16 protein-coding genes and 1 pseudogene are annotated in these 20,581 nt (G+C 37.6%); 14 read left to right on the plus strand and 3 right to left on the minus strand.

The window, feature by feature from the left end; genetic code table 11:
* Positions 1-1,339 precede the first annotated feature (1,339 nt).
* The 13 genes and pseudogenes from cas4a to CM19_RS12290 all read left to right on the plus strand — a co-directional run bounded on the left by cas4a (position 1,340) and on the right by CM19_RS12290 (position 15,028).
* The gene (cas4a, locus tag CM19_RS12230) at positions 1,340-2,254 is read left to right on the plus strand and encodes a type I-A CRISPR-associated protein Cas4/Csa1 (RefSeq protein ID WP_048100739.1); all 915 of its coding nucleotides are present in this window, start codon (positions 1,340-1,342) and stop codon (positions 2,252-2,254) included.
* Positions 2,251-3,147: pseudogene (cas1, locus tag CM19_RS12235) on the plus strand (CRISPR-associated endonuclease Cas1). The gene cas4a and the pseudogene cas1 overlap by 4 nt, the downstream one beginning before the upstream one ends.
* Positions 3,148-4,198: 1,051 nt before the next feature.
* On the plus strand, positions 4,199-4,504 hold the full coding sequence (gene cas2 / locus CM19_RS12240; RefSeq protein WP_052349561.1) for a CRISPR-associated endonuclease Cas2: 306 nt from the start codon (positions 4,199-4,201) through the stop codon (positions 4,502-4,504).
* A gap of 4 nt (positions 4,505-4,508) precedes the next feature.
* On the plus strand, positions 4,509-5,087 hold the full coding sequence (gene cas4 / locus CM19_RS12245) for a CRISPR-associated protein Cas4 (protein WP_052349562.1): 579 nt from the start codon (positions 4,509-4,511) through the stop codon (positions 5,085-5,087).
* 230 nt (positions 5,088-5,317) lie between these two features.
* Entirely contained in the window at positions 5,318-6,553 is a 1,236-nt protein-coding gene (gene csx1, locus CM19_RS12250) for a CRISPR-associated CARF protein Csx1 (RefSeq protein WP_048100741.1), read from the plus strand.
* 336 nt (positions 6,554-6,889) lie between these two features.
* Positions 6,890-7,408 (plus strand): hypothetical protein, encoded by a 519-nt coding sequence (locus tag CM19_RS12650; protein WP_052349563.1) that lies wholly within the window; start codon positions 6,890-6,892, stop codon positions 7,406-7,408.
* A 1-nt stretch (position 7,409) separates the two neighbouring features.
* A complete protein-coding gene (gene cas7a, locus CM19_RS12260; RefSeq protein ID WP_048100742.1) occupies positions 7,410-8,420 on the plus strand; it encodes a type I-A CRISPR-associated protein Cas7/Csa2 in 1,011 nt (336 codons plus the stop codon).
* Positions 8,417-9,190, plus strand: a complete 774-nt coding sequence (gene cas5a, locus CM19_RS12265; RefSeq protein ID WP_048100743.1) for a type I-A CRISPR-associated protein Cas5a — start codon at positions 8,417-8,419, stop codon at positions 9,188-9,190. The genes cas7a and cas5a overlap by 4 nt, the downstream gene beginning before the upstream one ends.
* Entirely contained in the window at positions 9,183-10,217 is a 1,035-nt protein-coding gene (locus CM19_RS12270) for a hypothetical protein (protein ID WP_048100744.1), read from the plus strand. Before cas5a ends, CM19_RS12270 begins: the two co-directional genes overlap by 8 nt.
* On the plus strand, positions 10,208-11,716 hold the full coding sequence (gene cas3 / locus CM19_RS12275; protein WP_052349564.1) for a CRISPR-associated helicase Cas3': 1,509 nt from the start codon (positions 10,208-10,210) through the stop codon (positions 11,714-11,716). Before CM19_RS12270 ends, cas3 begins: the two co-directional genes overlap by 10 nt.
* A 1-nt stretch (position 11,717) precedes the next feature.
* Positions 11,718-12,407 (plus strand): HD domain-containing protein, encoded by a 690-nt coding sequence (locus CM19_RS12280; protein WP_048100745.1) that lies wholly within the window; start codon positions 11,718-11,720, stop codon positions 12,405-12,407.
* Positions 12,408-13,137: 730 nt separating this feature from the next.
* Complete coding sequence (locus tag CM19_RS12285; RefSeq protein ID WP_150111455.1) at positions 13,138-14,199, plus strand: DUF973 family protein; 1,062 nt, start codon at positions 13,138-13,140, stop codon at positions 14,197-14,199.
* 286 nt (positions 14,200-14,485) lie between these two features.
* The gene (locus CM19_RS12290) at positions 14,486-15,028 is read left to right on the plus strand and encodes an ADP-ribose-binding protein (RefSeq protein WP_048100747.1); all 543 of its coding nucleotides are present in this window, start codon (positions 14,486-14,488) and stop codon (positions 15,026-15,028) included.
* A 607-nt stretch (positions 15,029-15,635) separates the two neighbouring features.
* Here CM19_RS12290 and tenA read toward each other — a convergent pair.
* Positions 15,636-16,286 (minus strand): thiaminase II, encoded by a 651-nt coding sequence (tenA, locus tag CM19_RS12295; RefSeq protein WP_048100748.1) that lies wholly within the window; start codon positions 16,284-16,286, stop codon positions 15,636-15,638.
* 749 nt (positions 16,287-17,035) lie between these two features.
* On the opposite strand from tenA, the gene CM19_RS12300 reads away from it, so the two are divergent.
* A complete protein-coding gene (locus tag CM19_RS12300; RefSeq protein WP_048100749.1) occupies positions 17,036-17,896 on the plus strand; it encodes a fumarylacetoacetate hydrolase family protein in 861 nt (286 codons plus the stop codon).
* 230 nt (positions 17,897-18,126) lie between these two features.
* Here CM19_RS12300 and CM19_RS12305 read toward each other — a convergent pair whose 3' ends face one another.
* Positions 18,127-19,017 (minus strand): zinc-ribbon domain-containing protein, encoded by an 891-nt coding sequence (locus CM19_RS12305; RefSeq protein ID WP_048100750.1) that lies wholly within the window; start codon positions 19,015-19,017, stop codon positions 18,127-18,129.
* A gap of 1,197 nt (positions 19,018-20,214) precedes the next feature.
* Complete coding sequence (locus CM19_RS12310) at positions 20,215-20,535, minus strand: hypothetical protein (RefSeq protein WP_150111456.1); 321 nt, start codon at positions 20,533-20,535, stop codon at positions 20,215-20,217.
* Positions 20,536-20,581 lie beyond the last annotated feature (46 nt).

Below are 20,581 nucleotides of genomic sequence, written 5' to 3' on the forward strand. Positions count from 1 at the left end.
CTTTACGTTTATAAATCGTTAACCCCCCTCTTTGTAATACGCACTAGTCGCATTGAGACTCGCATTTTTACGTTTATTATCTCATAGAAAAAATTGGAAATTTACGCTTCTAATCTAGAACCATCCCTTATCATAAATAGAAAAGGGATCGACAAAACTTTTTAGTCAGATTAACTGATCTAACTAACACTTTTAATTTTCCCTTCTTCAAAAGCTTATAACCCCTATATTAACCATAGCAATTTACGATACGATCCACGTTCATAATACCGAAAAGTGTTTAACGCACTTACTTTTCTCCCTACTTTTCCTGCTTACTTCCATTTATTGTGTCTAAAACAAGACAAAATTATAGACAGCAGTCTATAAAAAGTTAAGTTATAATCAAAAAAAATGTTATCTAAATAATATTAATTATATATAAAAATGATATGTATCAATAATATCGTTAAATAGTAGTAAACTTTCTAACTTGCTAAGGATAAGGAATCACTGCGAAATGGTTGATAGACCTTCAAAATTTAACTCATCTCAATCTTGTTCATCTTATAATTTCACGTTATTAGGAAAGACAAGGCATGATACTCTGGTCGGTCATCCTTTTTCTCTGCAGCACCTCCCCTTCCATTTAACTACGAAGCATGATACGGTAAGCAACAATTTCGTATAGAAATTACGAGACTAGTTTTGTCAGGCGTGTTAAACAAGACTTTAATCGTGCTATAGATGAGGTAATTGTACTATACATTAATCTTCTATTAGGCCATGAAACGTGTTTTAGACATTTGGGTTAAGTTTTATCTTGGATTAAGATGAGGGATAGGTCTGTTGAGGGTTGTGGCTTAAGACTAGGATGTTGTTGAAGTTAAGGCTTTTTTATTAATGTGGACCTTAGGAGGAATCACTCTTTTTACTTTGATTTGCACTGCTTTCGTTTTAAGGAGGACGGTGTTAATGAGGTTGGTGATAGAGTTATGTCTTCAAGGAAAGGAGAGGTTGCTAGGATTAAGCGTAGGGTTATTGAGAGTGTAACGATTATTTTTACTTAGTATCATTTTTTCATTAAATAAACTTAATGAAACCTTTTCGCTCTCCATTAAAAAATTTGGTTAGACTTGAGATGCTTAGAAAGAGTATTGATAGTGTAGTTTACGTGTTCTCCAATTCCATTAAAGTGTATGAGAAAGGATTTAGTATGGAGTTTACCATTTAATGATTTATTTAGTCTGTTGCTCTTTCCAATATGGAATTAACGTCTATGGCTTGCGTTAGTTCCATGTCTTATTTAGTCTTCTGCTCTTTCAACTAAGTTTAAAAGTTAGTATTACCCCTTTTTTATATGTTTTTTACTCTCTCCGACATTATAATTTACGCAAAAAGGGCTAAGAACACTCCTAGGGCTATAAGTGAAGAACTTAGAGGCTGGAAGTGGTCTGATCCCCCTGTCTTACCTCCTTCCTCTAGCTTTATTGGAGTTTCTGATATAACGGGCGGGCTCTGTCCAAATGGGAGGATAATATACTTGCGATATGTTGAAGGAGTAAGGGAACCGTCATCACCTGAATTGGGCAGAGGGTCGATCATCCATAGCGCGTATAGCAAAGGCATAGAAAACGTGAAAAAGTTAATTCTAGATGGAGAGACCAGAGGAGATAGGATTAGAACAGCAATGGCGGATGATCTTCCGATCTTGTTAAAGGAAATAAGTAGGTTCTCCAATGTACCGAACTATCAGGAAGTAGCAAAGTTGATTTGGAATCACGTATCTGACGTCTACTCTGTAGAGGTAGATAAGGTTAGAGGTAAGAGTCCGTTCCTTTCTAGGGATTCTTTAGTCTCCCTAGTTGTGCCATTTTACGTTGAGTTTCCGATAGACGGATCGCTTCTAGGTTTATCATCAAACTTAAGGGCAGACGCTTTCATACCTCAAATACCAATTATAGCTGAGATGAAAACGAGGAAGCCGAAGGAAGTATATTCCCTAACTTTAGCTGGTTATGCGTTAGCTTACGAAAGCGTTTATGAGGTGCCAATAGATTTTGGGCTTCTATGTTACGTAAGGGTTGATGAACAAAGTTCGATTGTTCAACCGAAGTGCGACTTTAAGGTAATAAACGATAGACTAAGACAAGACTTTTTAGAGGAAAGGGATAGAAGACTTGAAATTAAGGAAAGGGGAGTTGATCCAGGTCTTCCAAAGTACTGTGAGGCGGACTGTCCTTTTTTAACTACTTGTGGGGGGAGGGTCAAGTGAAGTTTGTATTTGTTAAGGACTGGGGAGCTTTTCTAGGGGCAGAGAAAGGAATGTTTTACTGTAAGGTTAAAGGGAGAGAAATATGGAGGATTTCCCCAGCAGAGGTTAGGTCAATAATACTCCTATCTGATGCGATCATCTCGACGAATGCAATAAAATTGGCAAATGAGTTCGGAGTAGAGATGATATTTTTTGAAAGGGGGTAACCAGTAGCTAAGGTGATTAATGCAAAATATGGAGGTTCTATGAGGGTTTGGTTAAACCAGTTAAAGACTTGGAAAAAGAGGAGATCGGAAATAGCTAGGGAGTTCGTAAGAGGAAAATTGCACAACCAGATGGTTGTGTTAAACTACTACAGGAGAAAGTACGACAAGGATCTAGTCAAGGAAATTGGAGAACTAGACAGGCTAAGAGGAGAAGTCCTAGGCTTGAATGACGTAAAAGATATAATGGGAAGAGAGGCTGAAGGAGCGAAGTGGTACTGGGAAGGCGTAAGAAAGATCCTTCCAAGTAGTCTGCATTTTAAGGCTAGACTAAAAAGAGGGGCAAAGGATACGTTCAACATTGCGTTAAACATTGGTTATGGTATGCTAAGATCAAGAGTATGGGGAGCTGTCATATCAGCGGGTTTAAATCCTTATGTTGGGTTCCTTCACTCCTTAAGGTCTGGTAGGGTTAGCTTGGTCTTTGACCTAATGGAGGAGTTTAGATCTCCCTTTGTGGATAAACCGCTAATATCCAAAGCTAGAGAAGATGCGGAGAAGGTAAAGGATGTTAAGGAGATTTATTCCCTTTTGTCCTCCTCCATTTTAGAGGAGGAGATCTACAGTCAAGCTAGAAAGCTTGCAGAGGCAATGGTAGATGGAGAGTACAGGCCTTATTTGTCTAGATAGGGAAGAAATAAAGGGGCCTGCTTTAAGACATGAGGTAAAAAGACATGAAGTTTATCTATGACTAAGTACGATCTACTCTGTACTGAACTTAGATCCAAGATCATAATAGGAAAAAAGATCTAAACAATAAAATTTAATTTAAAAAATTAGATTCTAATTATACAATTAAAGAAAACTTAAAGGGCTAGGGTGTTTGGTATTACTAACGGGATTGACATGAGTAGAAACGAAAATCTCCCAACTCACGTATAATAAGAAAAACAAAGAGTAAATTATTTTCCATCTTGTAGTCCAAGGAAAGGAAAAGAAGTAGGCAAAACTCCTGTAAAAGCGATCTTAGCAAAAACGTTAGTTGAAAGTATGCCAAAGCATAACGTATCATCACAAATAGTTGGGAACTACGTTGAGGTACAAGAGTTAGAAAATGCCTGAGTAGAGAGTTTTTTACTATTACGATTTTTGGTGAAGATAAAGAGAAGTTTTCAGTTATAACGTCTTTCTACTCTTTTTTCTATTTCCCTCTTTCTTAACATTTTTTAGTAAAATGAAGCTAATTTGTTCGAAATGTTTCATCTTTTTAGGCTTTTTCATAACTTCTCCACCTTCTCCCATGTTTAGGTATCTAGGTTTCTTCCCTTTCCTCATTGCTATCCTTGTTATCTAACATTTTCTTCATAATCTAAGCGTGATCAAAGACTTCCAGCCTTCTATGTTAGATATTAGATCCTTTGCCGCCTTTTATCTACTTTTCCTAAGGTTCAAGATATTAAATTCTCCATTTTTTATCGCGTCGAATTATGAAGGCCTAGTACCCTGTTAGGTGTTCTGTTTGATATCCTTCAGCTTTTTGGTCTTTAGACTGAAGTAATCAAATGTTTTAAAAAAAAGATTGAATCCGTCCAAAATCCGATGCGAGATCTAATAGCCCTATAGATGAGTATATAATATCTTTTTCACATATTATTATGATGTTCACTGTAGCATTTTGGTCTAGGACCTATGCTAGTGACAATTACCTCCAACAGAAAAAGGGTTATTTCTTAGAGGTGATATGTTGATTTACGTTGTGGTATATGACATTACTGATAACTTGGTGAGGGGAAGAGTTGCAGACTTTTTGAGGAGTAAAGGTTTAAAGAGGATTCAATATAGCGTATTTTCCGGAGAACTCTCGTCATCTCAACTTAAGGACGTTGAATCTGGTCTTTGGATGATAACTAGGAGGAAGAAAAAGCTAGATCTAGGAGAGAGGTTAAGCATTCTTATCTTCCCCTTGACTAATAATCAGTTTGATCAGAGGATTTTCATTGGACTAGGAAAGGAAAATGGTGGAGAGGGGGAGGAAATTCTGTGGTGATCTTATGGAAGAAGGGTATATTACTGGGATCGATGTAAAGCACTTCACTTATTGCCCTTTAATTACCTACTACGAGAGAGTGATGCACTTCAGGGAAAGGGTTACTGAGGCAATGAAAAAAGGGGAGGAGGTGGACAAAGATGTTGCCCTTCAATTCGTCTATCCTACTTTAAAGCCTAAGGAAGTGGAGAGAAAGCCTTTCCTTTTCTCTAGAAAATGGAGGATCTCTGGCGTTCCAGATTTTCTACTAATATTTCCTGGATACGTCGTTCCCTTAGACGTAAAGGACACAGATAAGGTGAACAGGGATCACAAGTTACAGGTTTTCTTTTACTGTCTAATCCTAGAGGAAAACGGGAAGGTACCAAAGGCTGGTTTCTTGTATTACACTTCATTAAAAAAGTTGGTAATGTACGCGTACACTGCCGACGAAAGGAAGGAAGTTATTGAGTTCTTGGCTAGAATAAAGAATATAATTCAAGGAAAAAGGCCAAAAGTTAGGCAGCCTGTAAGTAAATGTGAAAACTGTGGATTTAGGCATGTCTGTAAACCGACCATTAGGGGTAAATTAGCCTACGCTTAAGATCTTTACATCGTGTATGGGCTTTTTCAGATAGTAATTTGATGAATGCTTAATTTTCATTATTAGAACATTTTTATATAAATTAATTATATACGATATTAATTAAAAAGATCTATCAAGTGTCAATCAAATTCTTCAAAGCATGAATTCAACTGTATTACGCTAGCGCATTTCTCAATCTAAGGATCGCTACAAGAAAAATTAATAAAATAAAACTTAGTATATTAATCATGACACAAGAAAAGGCGTTAATATCCATAATTGGAAAACCTTCTCAATATAAACAAACTTCATATAAATTTCAAGGTAATCAAGGCACTTACTACTTATCCTCTCAAATGCTAGACCAAGAAATTAATCCTAATTATAGGATATTAATAGCCGGGATGAGCCTACTGGACGATGTTAAGAACTTTAACTGTAAAGATTACGAGACATGTTCCAATTTAGTTAAAGACTACTTAAAGGAAAATAGTAACGTGGATCATAACGTGGGTCCTTTCGCGAGAACTGCATCTAAAATTATTGTAACTCCAAACGTCTTTGGTAACAAGTATACTCAAAGTAAGCCCGGGCTAGACTTATACTTTAACTATGTATATAAGCAAGTTTTAGATTACTTACTATCGTTGGATAACGTAAGCGAAGTGCACTTAGATGTAACCCATGGGATAAACTATATGCCAGTCTTGGGTAAGGACGCAATAACTTTAGCCTTAAGCGTATATTCCATTCTTAAAAATAAGGAGGTAAATTTTTCTGTCTATAATTCTGATCCTTACGTCAAGGACGCCGTTCTAAATATTAATGTAATTGAGAGATATACGCTTGACGTGAGAAGATCAATTAGCAATATAGTCTCACCCTTTTTCAACCAGAATATAGAAAATCTAATAAGTCCTAGCAAGGTAATTGATGGAGGTCAGTGTTGGTATAAGCCAAAATTAATAATGAGAGTAGCTACCGCGCTAGCGTCTGGAAATTTTATCTATTTGGCAACAAAGGACATACGCGACGCACTTGAATGTGTAGAGAACAGCATATCCACCATTAATCTGAAAATGAGTAATAATTTAATAGAGTATTACCCGTCCCATAAAAGACAGTTGGTTAACGTTCACGCTCTATGTAAAGTGGCGAACGACGTATTCTACAGGGGGAATGGAATAGCTCTAAAAGATCTTGAAGATCTCGCAAAAAAATATTCTCTTAATGAGACAATTGAAATCCTAATACGCAATGAGATTAATTTAATTAAGCGCGTGGAGGACAGCATACCAGAAGATCCTAAGTTATTAGACATAATAATGGGAGGTGACGGATTGAAAAAATGTAACGCGGATAAGAGGAACTTGTTCGCTCACGGCAGTTTTGAAAGGAATGTAACTTACCTATGGAAAAGCAATGATGAGATTTACGTGTCTTATCGCGATTGTTTAGACAATGTTGAAAATCAATTAAGATGAAGTAAATATAGTCGATTATATCTTTAAGGTAATAACTCGTCCAACCATTTCTATTAAGCCTCCTAAACAAGGAAGTGAAGGCTTACAAACGTTTCTAAAGATACGCCTTACATTCAACGTTACCTTTTCATTTTCGATTTAGTATATATAGTACCTTAATCTAAGAAAATTATGTACTCTTCAAATAAATTATGAATAATATTAGAAGTACATCTCCTCGCTGGATCACTAACTAAAATGGGCAATTTAACTTAGAATTCAAGTTAACAATTAAATCTATTTAGAGTAATATAAGGAGCCGTAATCTTTTATAATGTCTGTTCTTTATAAATAATTATGCCTACACGAGAAGTCTCTAAAGTCATAGCTGTCTTGATAGCTGAAAACGGAAGCTATACATACGTAGATAAAATATCCCAAGCTCCGTCCAAAGCCCTGGCTCTAATGTCAATAAGGGATGCCCTTAGGGATTACCACTCCTTAGCTTCTAGGGGTACATTCTCGAACAACGTTGTTAAGGACTTTGCCTCATCCATTAACTTCGATCAAGTCACCAAAGAAATAGACAGTATAAGCCAAATAGACAACACCACTAAGTTAAGGGAGGAACTCTCCTTAATTTCTGCAGAAGCGTTGTCTCTTTCAGCAAGGCTCGCGTCCAATTATGACTACAAAATAGCTGACCAAATAGCTAAGTACGCTAAAGCAAATGGTGTCAAGACGGTTGAAGACCTAGAAAAGTTTATTGAATCTAATGTATCTAAAATTGCAAAGGATCTAGATCTAGATGAAGACAAGGTAAACTCTATTGGTAAGAATAAGCGTTTACTAAATTACGTATTTCAAGGTGAGTGAAATGGTCTACGTTTCAGTAAGAGGTAGGGTATGGTTACAAGCTGAAGCAGCTAACATGGTTGAATCTGTAGGGAATTACGTAAAACATAGAAGAGCTCCCATAATAGTGAAGTCAGAAGAAGGTGACTATGTAACTTACTTTGTACCCACCATCTCTGGAGAGAGCGTAGCTCACGTATATCAGACGATCCTTGCAAAGAAGGCAGAAGGGGCAAAAGAGCCAGTTTGTTCGCTTTGTAAGAGGGGTATATTCCTAAAGAGCACTAACAAGGATGTTATAAAAGATGCTATTAGCTTTGAACCACCTAAGCCTCAGGGAAAGAAAGCTGACACAATCTCTATAGCTGACCAGATCGAAGAGGCAGTGATTAAAGGATGTACAGTGGAGGACGTAGGTGGCTTCTTATACGCTGATAAACCTAACGTGAAGAGGACCTCAAACTTCTATACTGGTTATATGGTACCAGTAAAGGAAGTGCTTTCAAGCGTATCAATTGACCCACAACTGCAGAGTAGATACGCTCTTGGTACGAAGTTTGTAGGTGTAGGGGAGAGTAATGCGTCAGGTCAGATGATCTATTACGTTGAAGTGTCCTCAGCTCTCTTCACTTTTGCGTTTGACCTAGATACTTCGCTTATAGGAAAGAGGACATTTAATGTGTCCAGTTATGGTAGTCCAGTTATCGAAGACCAGGATATAAAGGAGAGGTCGAAAGCATCTTTAGATGCGCTGAAGGAACTACTATTGGAGTTCCCCATTGGTGCAAAGAGGACTAGGTTCGATCCAGTTGACAAGACATGGGAGTCCATAGCTATTGCAACGTCCGATGATGTGTGGACATTACCGTCGCCCTTCAGCAGCGATTACATAGAAAGGGCAAAGGCAAAAATTTCAAAGGTCTCCAACAACACTACGGTCTTCACATACCCAAAGAACAGCGGGATACAATCCTACGATACATTTGAGGAAGCTGTAATTAACGCCATAGAAGAGGCGAAGAAAAGGGTATGATAGGTCTCATTTTTGACGTAGAGTTCATGTGGGGTTTTCAAGCTAGAGTTGCAGGGATGTCTAAGAGTTCTCCCTCCTTTTCTTTCCCTCCTCCAACGGTAATTTTAGGGGCATTAGCTGAACCGGTAGCTAGGAGGTTAAAAGCGGGAGAGGGTAACTACGTAAATACTATAGCGAAACTTTCTAAGTCCCTTTTAGCTTTAGGTATAAAATCTCTGAACTTTATACCGCTTAAGTACCAAGACTTAAATAGAGTCCTTGCACTGAGGACTTCTGATAACGTTCGTTATCCATCTCCTAACCCAGGAGAAGTATACGCTAGCTTTGACGCACCAGCAAGAGGGAAGACCTCTACCTCATCAATTGATGGAAGACCACCCACCTTAAGAGTTTTCATGGTCTTTAAGGACGATATAGTCAAGGTAGAGGACATTTGGAAAATAAAAAGGATAGGGAGTAAGGAAAGTTTAGTCTCAGTAATAGACGTAGTATCTGGGGAACCCACAGTTATTAGGGGGGATATAGAGACCGATTACAGTTATCCGATAAGCAATGCCATTCAGGTAATAGACACTGACGGTACGTGGATAAGCGAACACTTTGTAAGCCCCTTTGACTTATCTGACTCCCCTGCTGTCCTCTATTCTAAAGGCCTCGGAGTGCAATACAACATAGGCCTTCCCTTCCGTGATCTTTCCGTTAAGCTAAGACTTAATGGCTGGGTAGGTTACAAGCTAAATAATGAGGTAGTGGTTGGGAGAAATGTCTAGCCTGATCTCTAGCCCGCCAAATACCACCTTCCTTATGAGCAACCTGTATGAGGGAGTCCTAGCACTCCTTGATAAATGCCAAAACTTAGAGGTTGGAAAACCACCTTGTCAGAACCCATTCTTGAACAAAGATGTTAACATAATACTTAACTCCCACGACTCGCTAGACGAAATATTCAAGCTATGTAACTCAGATAAGAAGTATAAGGTTACAGACCTAATCAATTGCTTGAAGTCAGTAAACGTAACTGTAAAGAAGGAAGATATATTTCTAAAGGGTAAGAAACTAATAATAGGTGGAGAAGACTTCACGTTCCAGCTTATGAAGGCAGATAGATACCAAGGGTATGCCGTAATGGAGTCAGGGTTGATCAATGAACAAGTTACCGTCTATACAGATATCTTTAGCGCATACTTGTTCTTTTTAGGCCTACAATCAGCTTATATAACATCTTTAGGAAGTGACTATTATTTCCTGTATTTCGATGCTGGGAGCCTTAATGACGCTTTGCAGAATCCCACTTCATGGTTAAGCTTGAAGAGAACTGTGAGCGACAACATAAATGAAGTATTGAGGACTATCAGGGCATTAAACGATGAGGTTGTCATAACAAGTATAATGTTAAACTCTGTTATAGCTAACGCCTTAAGTAAGTTCCAGAGTGTGGAGTTAAGACTTTTAAAGATGACAAATGAGGGAAGGGCTTATAAAATCTATGAAGAATTGCTGATTACCCTGTTTAGCGACTCGCCCCTTTACAGGAACAAGGAGTTGATCTCCTCTTTAGAGACATCGTTTAAAGCATTGTTACCTTCTGCCGGTAGGTTCCTTAACGGGGAGGATAAGACAAACGAGGGATATCACGCCTATAAGGCTATATCATGGCTTTACAAATACCTTATTACATGGCAGACTGAACACTTAGCTAACTTCATGAGGGAATTTGCTGAGGCTGATAAAATATCCACTAACAACAACGGCAAGGGATATAAGGTCTTGATGGGGTATACTCTGAAATGGGACTGATATATGATTCTTATCAAGATCTAAAGCCAAAATTTTCAGAGTCAAGACCTTTCATAGACAAAGTACTAGAGGAACTAGACAAAAGTGAAGATAATTTTCTTGTAGAAGCCCCTACAGGTTACGGTAAGACCGCCATAACGCTCTCGTTGGCAAAGAGCGAGTTGGAAGGCGGGTATAAACTTGTTGTAGCATATCCCCTTAGGAGCCTAATAGAAGACCAAGAAAGGAAGTTTAAGAAGTTCTTTGGTAATGCCGTAGGGGTAAGGTATATGGGTAGGGAGGATTCACCCTATCTAATACACCCCATTAGTCTAACTACTGTTGATACATTGTCATTAGTATCCATAGGGCTATCACCGGAAGATACTAAAAACGTCTATCAAGGCCTTTATGGGACAAACTACGGGAGTTTAGGTCATTACATGTTCTCATGGTCATCTATTTTCACCTCCTCAGTAGTCCTAGATGAGGTCCATCTCCTATACGACTCTGTAAAGTCCTTAAGCTACTTATACGCTTTACAAAAAATATCGCAAAACTTCGGTATGAGAGTAATAATGTTATCAGCTACTTTACCGTCCTCATTCACGATCCCTGGTGTAAAGCAGTTGAGTTTTAGACAAGAGGACGATGAAGATTTTTTTAAAAAGAGAGCGAAGAAGGAATATCCTATAACCATGTTGGAGTTTGACCGGGCTGAGGTTCTACAACAACTGGCCAAAATAGTGGAGGAAAGGAAGGGAAAGAAGATATTAGTCTATTTTAATACGGTGTCAGACGCTGTTCACTTCTATAAAATGTTGGGTGAAGAGAGTAAAGTCCTTGTACATTCAAGGTTTTCTAAGGAGGACAGAGAGAAGAAAATTGAAGAAATATTTAAGAAAAGGGTAATAATAACTACCCAAGCTCTAGAAGCTGGAGTAGACATTTCCTCCGAAGTCCTCATAACAGAACTGGCACCTGCAAATTCCATTATACAGAGGGCTGGGAGGTTTTTAAGGTTTGAAGAGATGAAAGGGGAAGTATTTATATTTAAGACAGAGGATACGTTGAATACTGGCGTATATGATTATGAATTAATGGAGAGGACGTGGAGTTTCCTTCAAAATCATTCCTCACTGAACTTACATGTGGGGTATAAGGAATTATTGGACTACGTTTACACCGAACAACCTGAAATAGACACAAAGTTTGTGGACAAAATAATAAGTATTATAACTGACTTGACCAGACCCACGGAGTCAGCTATGAAGTTTTTATTGAAAAACGAAGGAAGCTTAATTAGGGATGGCAACATATTTAATGTGGTAGTAGACGGCGTTGAGTTCCCAGCTAACTTTAACTTAATGGAGAAATACTGTGGTAAGGTACAATGCCAAGAAGGAAAGGAGGAATATTGTCCCAGATCTGAGGAAGAAGCAATTATAATGGGGCTGAAAGGATGTAAGTTCATACTAACGGGCAATTACTCGCATGAACTAGGCTTTGAAGGAGAGTGAAATGATCTATAGCTTTTGTAATAAAAATGTAAAGGAGAGGATGAGAGACCACATCAAGAGGGCGCTGGACACCTTTAACGTTAACTCGAGGATAGTGAAGTATGGGAATTCTCTAGAACCTAAGTTTTTTGAAAAGTTGGAAATAGCAATAATATTTCACGACTTCGGTAAAATAATAATTAGAAGCGTTAGAGACGGCAACTGTACTTTTCCTGGACATGAAATAGTGTCTGGCTGGGGAGTATATAGGTATATGACATTGCGGGGATATAAGGACATTGATAGATATCAAGTAACATTAGGCATAATGTTACACCACCACCCTATGGATATTGAAAAGAGGGTTAAGATAGTGCGAAATAATTTTGGGCAAAAGCAAGTAACGCAAAACAATTTTAACGACTTCTTTAATGAGATCGAGGGAGTGATTGATAACAACGTGGAGTTGCCTCGTGAACAAGTCATTAAGGCCGGAGAGAAAGTAACGGAAGTAATAAACCAATCTATACAAATATTCAATGAAGGTTGGAAGAAGATATGGATGTCAAGCGGTAAGAAGGAGAAGAAAGTCTTCCTCCTCCTACTCCAAGGGCTCGTAGCCTCGGACTATAACTCAGCAAAGGAGAGAGGTAGCGCGACAGGGTTTAATAAAGTAATTGAAGATTTTGTTAACTTAAATAACGGGTTTTAGTTTTTTTCTTGATGGTTGATCATTTTTCTTTAGTCGCATAAAAGTTACTCTGGTGTAGTTAATACAACATGGAGAAATTATAACTTCAAAACAGCCTAAACCATCTCCCTCTAAATCACCTCTATAAAAGTCTCCCTACAGTTGTTGAGTCATGCAATTTGGTTAACTTCAGAAACTTAAGTTCTCCTATTCCCTTTCTTTTATGGTAGAATGATTTACATCCACTACCCATTCGCCTTACTTTTTTACAGTAACCTTCGGTAAGTTAAGGTAACATGATTATCGTGTACCTATTTATTACTATAAGGCCTAGGGTTTCAGTACTTTAATGTGTATCGAGGATATTCTAACAGCTTCAGCTTCTAAGCATACTCTCTATTTTCCCACACTACAGTTAACTCTAAACGCTCAGTCACCTTTACTCTCCTTTCACGTTAAAGTAGACATTAATGCCATCTCAAGTATTCTAGGTGCGATTAAAATTGAGAGAAACATTCATAGTGCAGTCAAATGTTGACAAAAGTTAATGAATCACGTTAATTACGCCCTAATTTTACTTTTTATAATTTGTCGGCATTACAGAAACATTTAAGAGGTTTCTAAAAACTACCAAGAAAATCTGATCGATTCTTATTTTTAAATGAGAAACAAATAAAGAAGGAAAGTAAAAATCTTTGAGGTGTAACAAAATTTTAATACTTGTATTTTGCTTTTTACTTTAGGGATAGTAATGGCACAAAATTCAGATTTTGAAGGAATTAGTAAGTTGTGGTTCGGAATGTTATTTTTGATGTTAGCTCCGATCCTTGAAATTGTAGGGTTCGTTGTTTTTTCCCTCTATAACCCATATTATTCTAGCTCTTTCGGCGGGATCAGCGGGCCTTCCTTCCTATCAGTGATTATTGGAGGTCTATCCTTGTTAACATTTATTTTATTCATTCCATCAGGTGTGATTGAACTTCCAGTTTCTGAAACTCCTGCAGAAGCAACGTTTTTAGGGCTCATTGCGGCAGCAGTGGCTTTAGGGATTTTTGGTTTACTTAAGATATATTCTGGTTTTAGTAGTTTAAAGAGTACCGATAAAGATGTGGGGACTAAAAATTTTGGAATTTACACTTATCTCTTTTCCTTCATTATGATAATTATTGGAGGTCCTCTTTTGATAAACACTTCAACTGAAGTGGGAGGAGTAATGGTATTAATTGTGGGCAATATTTTTGGAATAATAGCTACAGTATTTTTAGGAATAATATTCTATAAATTAGGAGAGACTTATAATGAAACCATTATAAAGATGGGAAGTATACTTTTCGTTATTCCAAACTCTAACGTCATAGGTAATATTATAATTTTTATGGGATTAAATCAAATGAAGAAAAAGTTAGCCCCGCCAGTAACGTACCAATCCTTCTATCCACCCGCTTATCAGCAACCCTATCAACAACCTCAACCCAGTTATCAACCATTACCTCAACAGGCATTACCTCAACAGACTCCTCAAAGCCCTCAAATATACCAAACTGAACAAGGAGTAATAGGAAGTAACGGCTACGCTAAAGTAACTTTAAATTCATCAGTACCGGCAAACATAGTTTCTGCAAGGATTGACGGAACTAACATAACCGCAATCAACGTAAAACCTCCTATATTGCAAACGGGGAAAAACGATGTTATAATAAACTTTGGTAACGTTTCATCGCTTACTCCAGGGGAACAGTACAAAGTCATACTCACAGTTAATGCAAGAGGAAACATGATAGACGTAACGACCTATGTGAATTACCCTTCTTAAGGCCAGAAACTTATTCGATATAAGATTTTTAAGTTTTTTATCTCTTTAGGTTTAAGCGTATTTCCCCAGGAAAACGTTGCATAAAACATTTTGGTCAAGTTATAATAAGTAGCACATTACCCTAGAGGGAAGTAGCTTATCTCATAAGATCACCTTTCAAATCCTTCCAAACTAACTAGTACATTAAACATTTTAGTCTACATTAATGTATACCTTAGGAGAGGCCCATTGTCGATTTAATTCTCCTCGCTTGAACACTTAAAAATATAAAAAGGAGGGATATAATATGAAGGTCTACAAAACACCTAGTCTCTTAGTAGAACTAATCCAAGGTGATTTGACGGAAGTTGAGGCAGATGCGCTAGTAAATGCAGCTAACTCCTATCTAAAGCACGGTGGTGGTGTAGCGTATTCCATTGTGAGAAAAGGCGGATATGAAATACAAAAGGAAAGTGACGATTACGTAAAGAGGTTTGGCCCAGTCCCTGTAGGAGAAGTAGCTGTAACAAGGGCAGGCAGATTAAAGGCAAAATTCATTATCCACGCAGTAGGTCCTAGGTACGGTATGGAGGGAGATGACAAACTTGAATCGGCGATTAGAAGATCTTTAGAAAAAGCTGACGAGCTAAATTTAACATCTATATCATTTCCTGCAATATCTACTGGAATTTACGGTTATCCATATGACGTATGTGCAAGAATTATGGGTAACACTATAAAGGTGTACAGACCGAAGACCGTAAAAAAGGTAACTGTATGTCTTTACACTACAGAGGCATATAAGGTCTTCGAAGAGACATTCGACAAAATACTAGTGAGGTTAAGGTAAAGCGTCAATGAGCCTCTTCAGAAGAGGGATGAATTGATGCAACGTTCTGAATCTATTTTTCTAAGAGATACAAAATACTTGTTTAGACAAACTAAGATTTTCTTAATTGGCATAGAAAAGGAGGTCATTGATAATGCTTATAAGCAGAAAAGTCCATAACCCTAGGTAATGCAATTTTAGGGATCGTGAAACAGTTTTTATTCCAGGGTAGCTAAAGGTTTTTAGACATGATTTAGGAAATTTTCACGATGAACCCCACATCAATGAGGTGTATTGCATAAAGGTGTGATATTCGCAGGGATCCTTGACGTTGATCCCAATTTCTTGATCCAACATTGGAGGTAGCTGTGCTATCAAGAAAGGTGAGTGAGAGGAGAAAGTTGCTAGAGGAGTAAAATATACTGAACAACAAACACTCTAGGGACAAACGGTGATTAGAACGGTAGAATGGACAACTCTAGTACCAAAATGACTATCTAGAACGAGAACCTAGTCAGTGTTCTCAAGAGGGTCTTAGATTACAATGTTGAGCAGAAGGTGGGTAGTAACACCGCTACTCGTAACCTAACTGCGAACTGATGTATTCAACTTCTTTCAGATGAGTACATCACAAGACAAATGGAAACTTCTCTAGTTTATAAGCAGAGTCCCAGAACATGTACTCAAACATTGAAGTAATCCTGAAGTGTCTTTTTACAGCGCTCTTCTGTTCCTCAGTCAATTTAAAGGAGTTCACTATCTCGAGTACTGCCCTTACTCCTTTCTCGTATTCCTCTCCCCCATATGTCTCTATCCACCTTTTATATAAAGGGTTAGGCGAACCTCTTTTTAGTAGTTCTTTACCTACCTCCATATATATCCAGTAACATGGGAGTACAGACGCTAAGCCTTCATAAAAAGGCCTAGAGTAAGCTATGGATGAGATGTAGGAAGTATAGAGGAGGTTAGTAGGTGAGGGGTTAACGGAGGAAGGGTTTACTTTCCATAAGGAGATAAAGTACTGGTGAAGGCTTTTCTCCACCTCTATAGCATGTGTAACGTGAGTGGCAAGGAGTAATGAGGCTTCCTGAGTGTCAGCTTTAGCCGAAAGTAGAGCTAAAGCTTTACCGAATTCCCTAAGGTATAAAAAGTCCTGGAGAATGTAATACCTGAACTTTTCCTCTTCAAGGGTTCCATCTGTTAGACCTTTTATAAAGGGGTGGGATAAGATTGAGGAATATATATCTGAAATTGATTCCCATAAATCATCGGATAACATGAGATAAACTACAGGAAAGGGGTAAAAAACTTAGTGAAGACCTTACAAAATCTATCTTGTATCTCTTATTGGAACTACTAAATAACTGATATAAAGGGTATAATGTTGTAAAAAAGCGTTTGAATACGAAAAGGGATTTAATCAAAAACATTAATCAACTTAATTCTGGCATAAGCCAAGTTAGTGTAACGATTCAGCGCCATCAATTGTAAACTCTGTACTAATCCTTCTCGAGCGTTTTAATGGAACTGGATAACACGTGAAGCCCATATTAACAGTTAAAAGTCTCTTGAGCTCAATCAAGTGATCCCTGAATTTAGTAATAGAGGGAAAGGATCCTGGAAGCATTGGGCGTCCATCAGAAAGATCTAAAGTTGATTAACTTGGAATGTAAGGTAGAATATATAATGTAGTTTTAATACAAAATGGCAGAAAACTGGTTTTTAAAGTGTATTTAAGATCCGTGAAAATTTCCTATACATCCTTCAGGGATAGCTTGGACATAAAACTGCAAGTTCCTGGTATAACGTATCTCTTATAAGATGATGTCCCACAACTTAAAGGACAATGTATGGACTAAAGTAAAACGTTAGTTAAACGTCATAATAAACAAGGAGATTTTATATCCTTAAGAGAGTCATGTCGACTATTTATCCCTCAAATCCATAGAGATAAAACTAGTTTCATTCTGTATTTATTAAATAGTTAGCCTACAACATCATAATATATCACGTTTGAAGGTGTCCTAGATGACAAAGTTCTTAAGGTTTACACACCAAGGTAAGACATCAGTAGGAGTAGTGGAGAATAATTACGTATATATCACTGAGAGTTACAGAGAGGTGGAGCCTAAAGGGGAAGCTTACAAATTGAGCGAGGTAAAGATAGAACTGCCGATAGAACCCAAAGCCATAATCTGCACATTGGTGAACACTCCTAAGATGGTCGGGGTGGAAAGTAAGGAAGAAGCTAGGAAAATGGTTGGATCGCCTAAGTTCTTCCTAAAACTACCCACAAACGCAATTCCACACTTAGGTATTGTGGAGTCACCTGAGAAGGCAATAAGACCAGAGGTAGAGATAGGGATAATACTTAAGGAGAAGTTGAAGAACGCCTCAATAAATCAGGTTAGGGAAGCGATACTTGGTTACACTGTCTTCAACGATATAACGTATCCGCCAGGCATTAAAGAGGACTCCTATTACGCTATGAGGAGAGATCCCTCAGACGGAAAGGTAAAGAAGATGTACGTGAGAGGTTCACATTTTAGGAATAAGGTAAGAGATACATTCGCTCCAATGGGACCTTGGCTGGTCACACCAGAGGAGGTGGGAGACGTAAACTCCTTAGGTATGTATAGCTTTTATGAAGGTGAAGTAATACAGGAGGGTAAATCCTCAGACTTCATTTTCTCTTTGGAGGAAATACTTGTTGAGATCTCTAGAGTGGTTACTGTTCCGGAGTTTAGCCTAGTCAGTTCCGGGAGTATAGGGTATAAGGAGGCAGAGGAAGTCTCAGAGTATTCACTACTCCCAAAGGATAACGCACTGATGGTAGCTGAAGTGGAGAAGATTGGTAGGTTAGAAAACATCATTAAGCTTACCTCCTGATAAACTTAAAGGTTGCGATCATAGAAGTTCTAGTTAAGGAGGACTTACTGATTTAATGGTGGTAAAGCATCAGGAAAAAGGAGTGATTTGTCTTTGTTGACTTCCGTCTTCCATTCAGATATTATCAAGGACGATAGGATGGCATTTACTCTTTGAATGTTATTTGAAATCTTAGATTATTTATTTACTTTAAAAAAATCTGAGAAAATAAATAAAAAAGTTATCTTCCCTTAACCTTTCATTGAACTAGCGAAGGAGTTTACTAGATTTGCTAACTGTGTATATTTTATAGGATGATCAATAAATAGGAATAGCGCCCCCACTTCAAAGGATTTAGTATTAATTACAAGCACAGTAACGTTATACCCGTTAAAAGTAGGTTTTATGTCCCCTATCGCATCTAACTTTTGGTTATAATAAGTGGATATGTTTTGGGCTTGGTTAAAAGAGGCAGCAAGTGCAAGAAATGAGGAAATCGCTTCTAATTCGTTTGCATAATATGAATCTGGGACAACTTTCAAAAATCCAGCTTCAGCATACTGACCTCCAGTTGAGTTTAAAACTTCCAGCCTTATTAAGCTCACATTAGATATTAATCCTTCCGCCTGCGATAAGGAATAAGTCTCATAATTCGAAAAAGAAAGTTCGCTTTCACGCACACTCCTATGAGACTCAATGTATTGGACAAACGCAGTTTTACTTGTAAACGTGAGTGTTGTACCGTTAGCAAAACTAACCACAGCTTTAAAGTCAGATATAGTAATGACAAAAGTCATGTTCTTGTCAACGTGCCAGTTCCCTCCTACTTCAGAATTTAAAAATGATGGTTGGACTACATAGATGTTAGAACTAAACGATGGAAATACTACAACAACAACTATTAAGATTGCTATTGTAGCAACTACTGCACCTAAAACTGGGATAAGTGGGAAATTCTTCTTCTTTGGTTGTTGTGGTGAAGATTGATACTGATTATAGGGAGGTTGAAATGGAGGCTGTTGTGGACTTATAGGATTTGCTGAAGGGCTCTGCTGTTCATTTCCTTGTAGAGGGTAACCACATATAGGGCAAAAGTTTGCATCTTCCGGAGCTAAGTTCCCACAATTAGGGCATAACTTCATAAAGAAAAATAGTGGTAGTTATATTTAAGTATTTCTTTATATCTGTTTTGTAAAATATTTTGAAAACTAGACGCTATTGTTGAAATCTAATTCAAGAAAGGGACCTACCTAATAAACTGTTCAACTGTTCTTTTTTAACCACCATGCGTTTATAAGTTGTCATCTTTATTGGGATAAAAAAAAATCTAAGCATGGATATCAAGCACTTAAAACATTTCATAACCTTAACGATGTTTCGTGGGTCTATATGACTACACTCCTTTAGATCCGTCTTAGTCATTGTTTTGGACATATTTTTGGACATAACCTATCATATTTATTAATAAAGAAATGCACATTTAAAAACACAGTTTTCTTTAATTTCTATAAGTTTGTTGAATATTATTCAAGAATATTATTTCTTATGCAACTTTGAAATCCTTCCTCGAAGCATTACGAACCTGGATCATGGAAAAAAGTAATTAAACCCTAAAGCTAATTGATCATTAAGCAAGATAGTGTGACGTTTCTGCTTAACATCTTTTAATACTAACTTAGATAATACAAACTATAAATTAAATTCATATAAACTGGCAAAAGGAAACACGCCTTCTCGTTTTTACTCTAGGCGATGTCTTAGAGTATATGTACTTTTAGACTCTAGTGTAACAATAGTGTTTTCATTAACTAGTTTTAGTAGTTCTTCAAAACCCTTCTCATTGTTAGGTATTTCTTTAATACTCCCCACATAATAGATTGTGAGTTTATCTTTTTGATACGTCTACTCTCATTACCCTACTTTCATCATTTTTGTTTTAATTGGGGCTCTAGGCCCATCTTCAGTTTTTGGGGGGTCGGGTCAAGCTCTGAGGATGGGCTTATAAGCCCATATGTGGGTCTGTCTACTCTCCACTAGGGTCAAGTATTACTTATTACTTAACCCCTAATACGTTTTTTACAATGTGGGTAAGGTAGACCCGAAGAAGGAGCTGTAAAAAACTGAAGGAACTAATGTGTGCTGTTTCTCCACATCCCGCTTCAGAGTTGTGGGTGGGGTTATCCAACTAATGGGGCGGATCGTGATGATAGGCTCAGAACGTGGTGAAGCCCAAGGGTTTTATCGACAATGGATGTCCGTAAAGCCCAAACCCTTAGAAAAGAAATTTGCTATTCATTATTGAAGATATTTTTGCAATTTGTACGAACACGATTGTATATCTAGGTAGTTCGAATACCCCCCAGGTTTATATTCCCTGATAGGACTGCTTGGATTGCATCAAGGTAACCTTGTGCGATACTTTTCCAAGAATTATAGTCACCGTTAAGGATATATGGATGCATCTGCACTAGAGGTTTCTGAATAAAACTCAACACTATTACGCTTCCCATTATCTGAGTCGAGCTGATAGCTACACTGCCGGAGCACTTTGATGCTCCCCTTACCTCTTTTGATAGGCCATTAATTACAATAAGGAGCGGATCTGTCCTGCCATAACTAACAGAATTAAAGGTCATGTCTTGGATTATCTTACTACACATTCCTAAGCCCATTCGTTACTGTAGTAGAATAATTCGAGTATGTGCA

This window comes from Candidatus Acidianus copahuensis, from assembly GCF_000632495.1.
Lineage (GTDB): Archaea > Thermoproteota > Thermoprotei_A > Sulfolobales > Sulfolobaceae > Acidianus > Acidianus copahuensis.

Coding starts and splice junctions, on each gene's coding strand:
- CM19_RS12300 (WP_048100749.1), top strand. CDS start 17,036: ATGACAAAGTTCTTAAGGTTTACACACCAAGGTAAGACATCAGTAGGA.
- CM19_RS12285 (WP_150111455.1), top strand. CDS start 13,138: ATGGCACAAAATTCAGATTTTGAAGGAATTAGTAAGTTGTGGTTCGGA.
- cas2 (WP_052349561.1), top strand. CDS start 4,199: ATGTTGATTTACGTTGTGGTATATGACATTACTGATAACTTGGTGAGG.
- cas5a (WP_048100743.1), top strand. CDS start 8,417: ATGATAGGTCTCATTTTTGACGTAGAGTTCATGTGGGGTTTTCAAGCT.
- cas3 (WP_052349564.1), top strand. CDS start 10,208: ATGGGACTGATATATGATTCTTATCAAGATCTAAAGCCAAAATTTTCA.
- CM19_RS12290 (WP_048100747.1), top strand. CDS start 14,486: ATGAAGGTCTACAAAACACCTAGTCTCTTAGTAGAACTAATCCAAGGT.
- CM19_RS12270 (WP_048100744.1), top strand. CDS start 9,183: ATGTCTAGCCTGATCTCTAGCCCGCCAAATACCACCTTCCTTATGAGC.
- CM19_RS12280 (WP_048100745.1), top strand. CDS start 11,718: ATGATCTATAGCTTTTGTAATAAAAATGTAAAGGAGAGGATGAGAGAC.
- cas4a (WP_048100739.1), top strand. CDS start 1,340: ATGTTTTTTACTCTCTCCGACATTATAATTTACGCAAAAAGGGCTAAG.
- cas7a (WP_048100742.1), top strand. CDS start 7,410: ATGGTCTACGTTTCAGTAAGAGGTAGGGTATGGTTACAAGCTGAAGCA.
- CM19_RS12310 (WP_150111456.1), bottom strand. CDS start 20,535: ATGTGTAGTAAGATAATCCAAGACATGACCTTTAATTCTGTTAGTTAT.
- CM19_RS12650 (WP_052349563.1), top strand. CDS start 6,890: ATGCCTACACGAGAAGTCTCTAAAGTCATAGCTGTCTTGATAGCTGAA.
- cas4 (WP_052349562.1), top strand. CDS start 4,509: ATGGAAGAAGGGTATATTACTGGGATCGATGTAAAGCACTTCACTTAT.
- tenA (WP_048100748.1), bottom strand. CDS start 16,286: ATGTTATCCGATGATTTATGGGAATCAATTTCAGATATATATTCCTCA.
- csx1 (WP_048100741.1), top strand. CDS start 5,318: ATGACACAAGAAAAGGCGTTAATATCCATAATTGGAAAACCTTCTCAA.
- CM19_RS12305 (WP_048100750.1), bottom strand. CDS start 19,017: ATGAAGTTATGCCCTAATTGTGGGAACTTAGCTCCGGAAGATGCAAAC.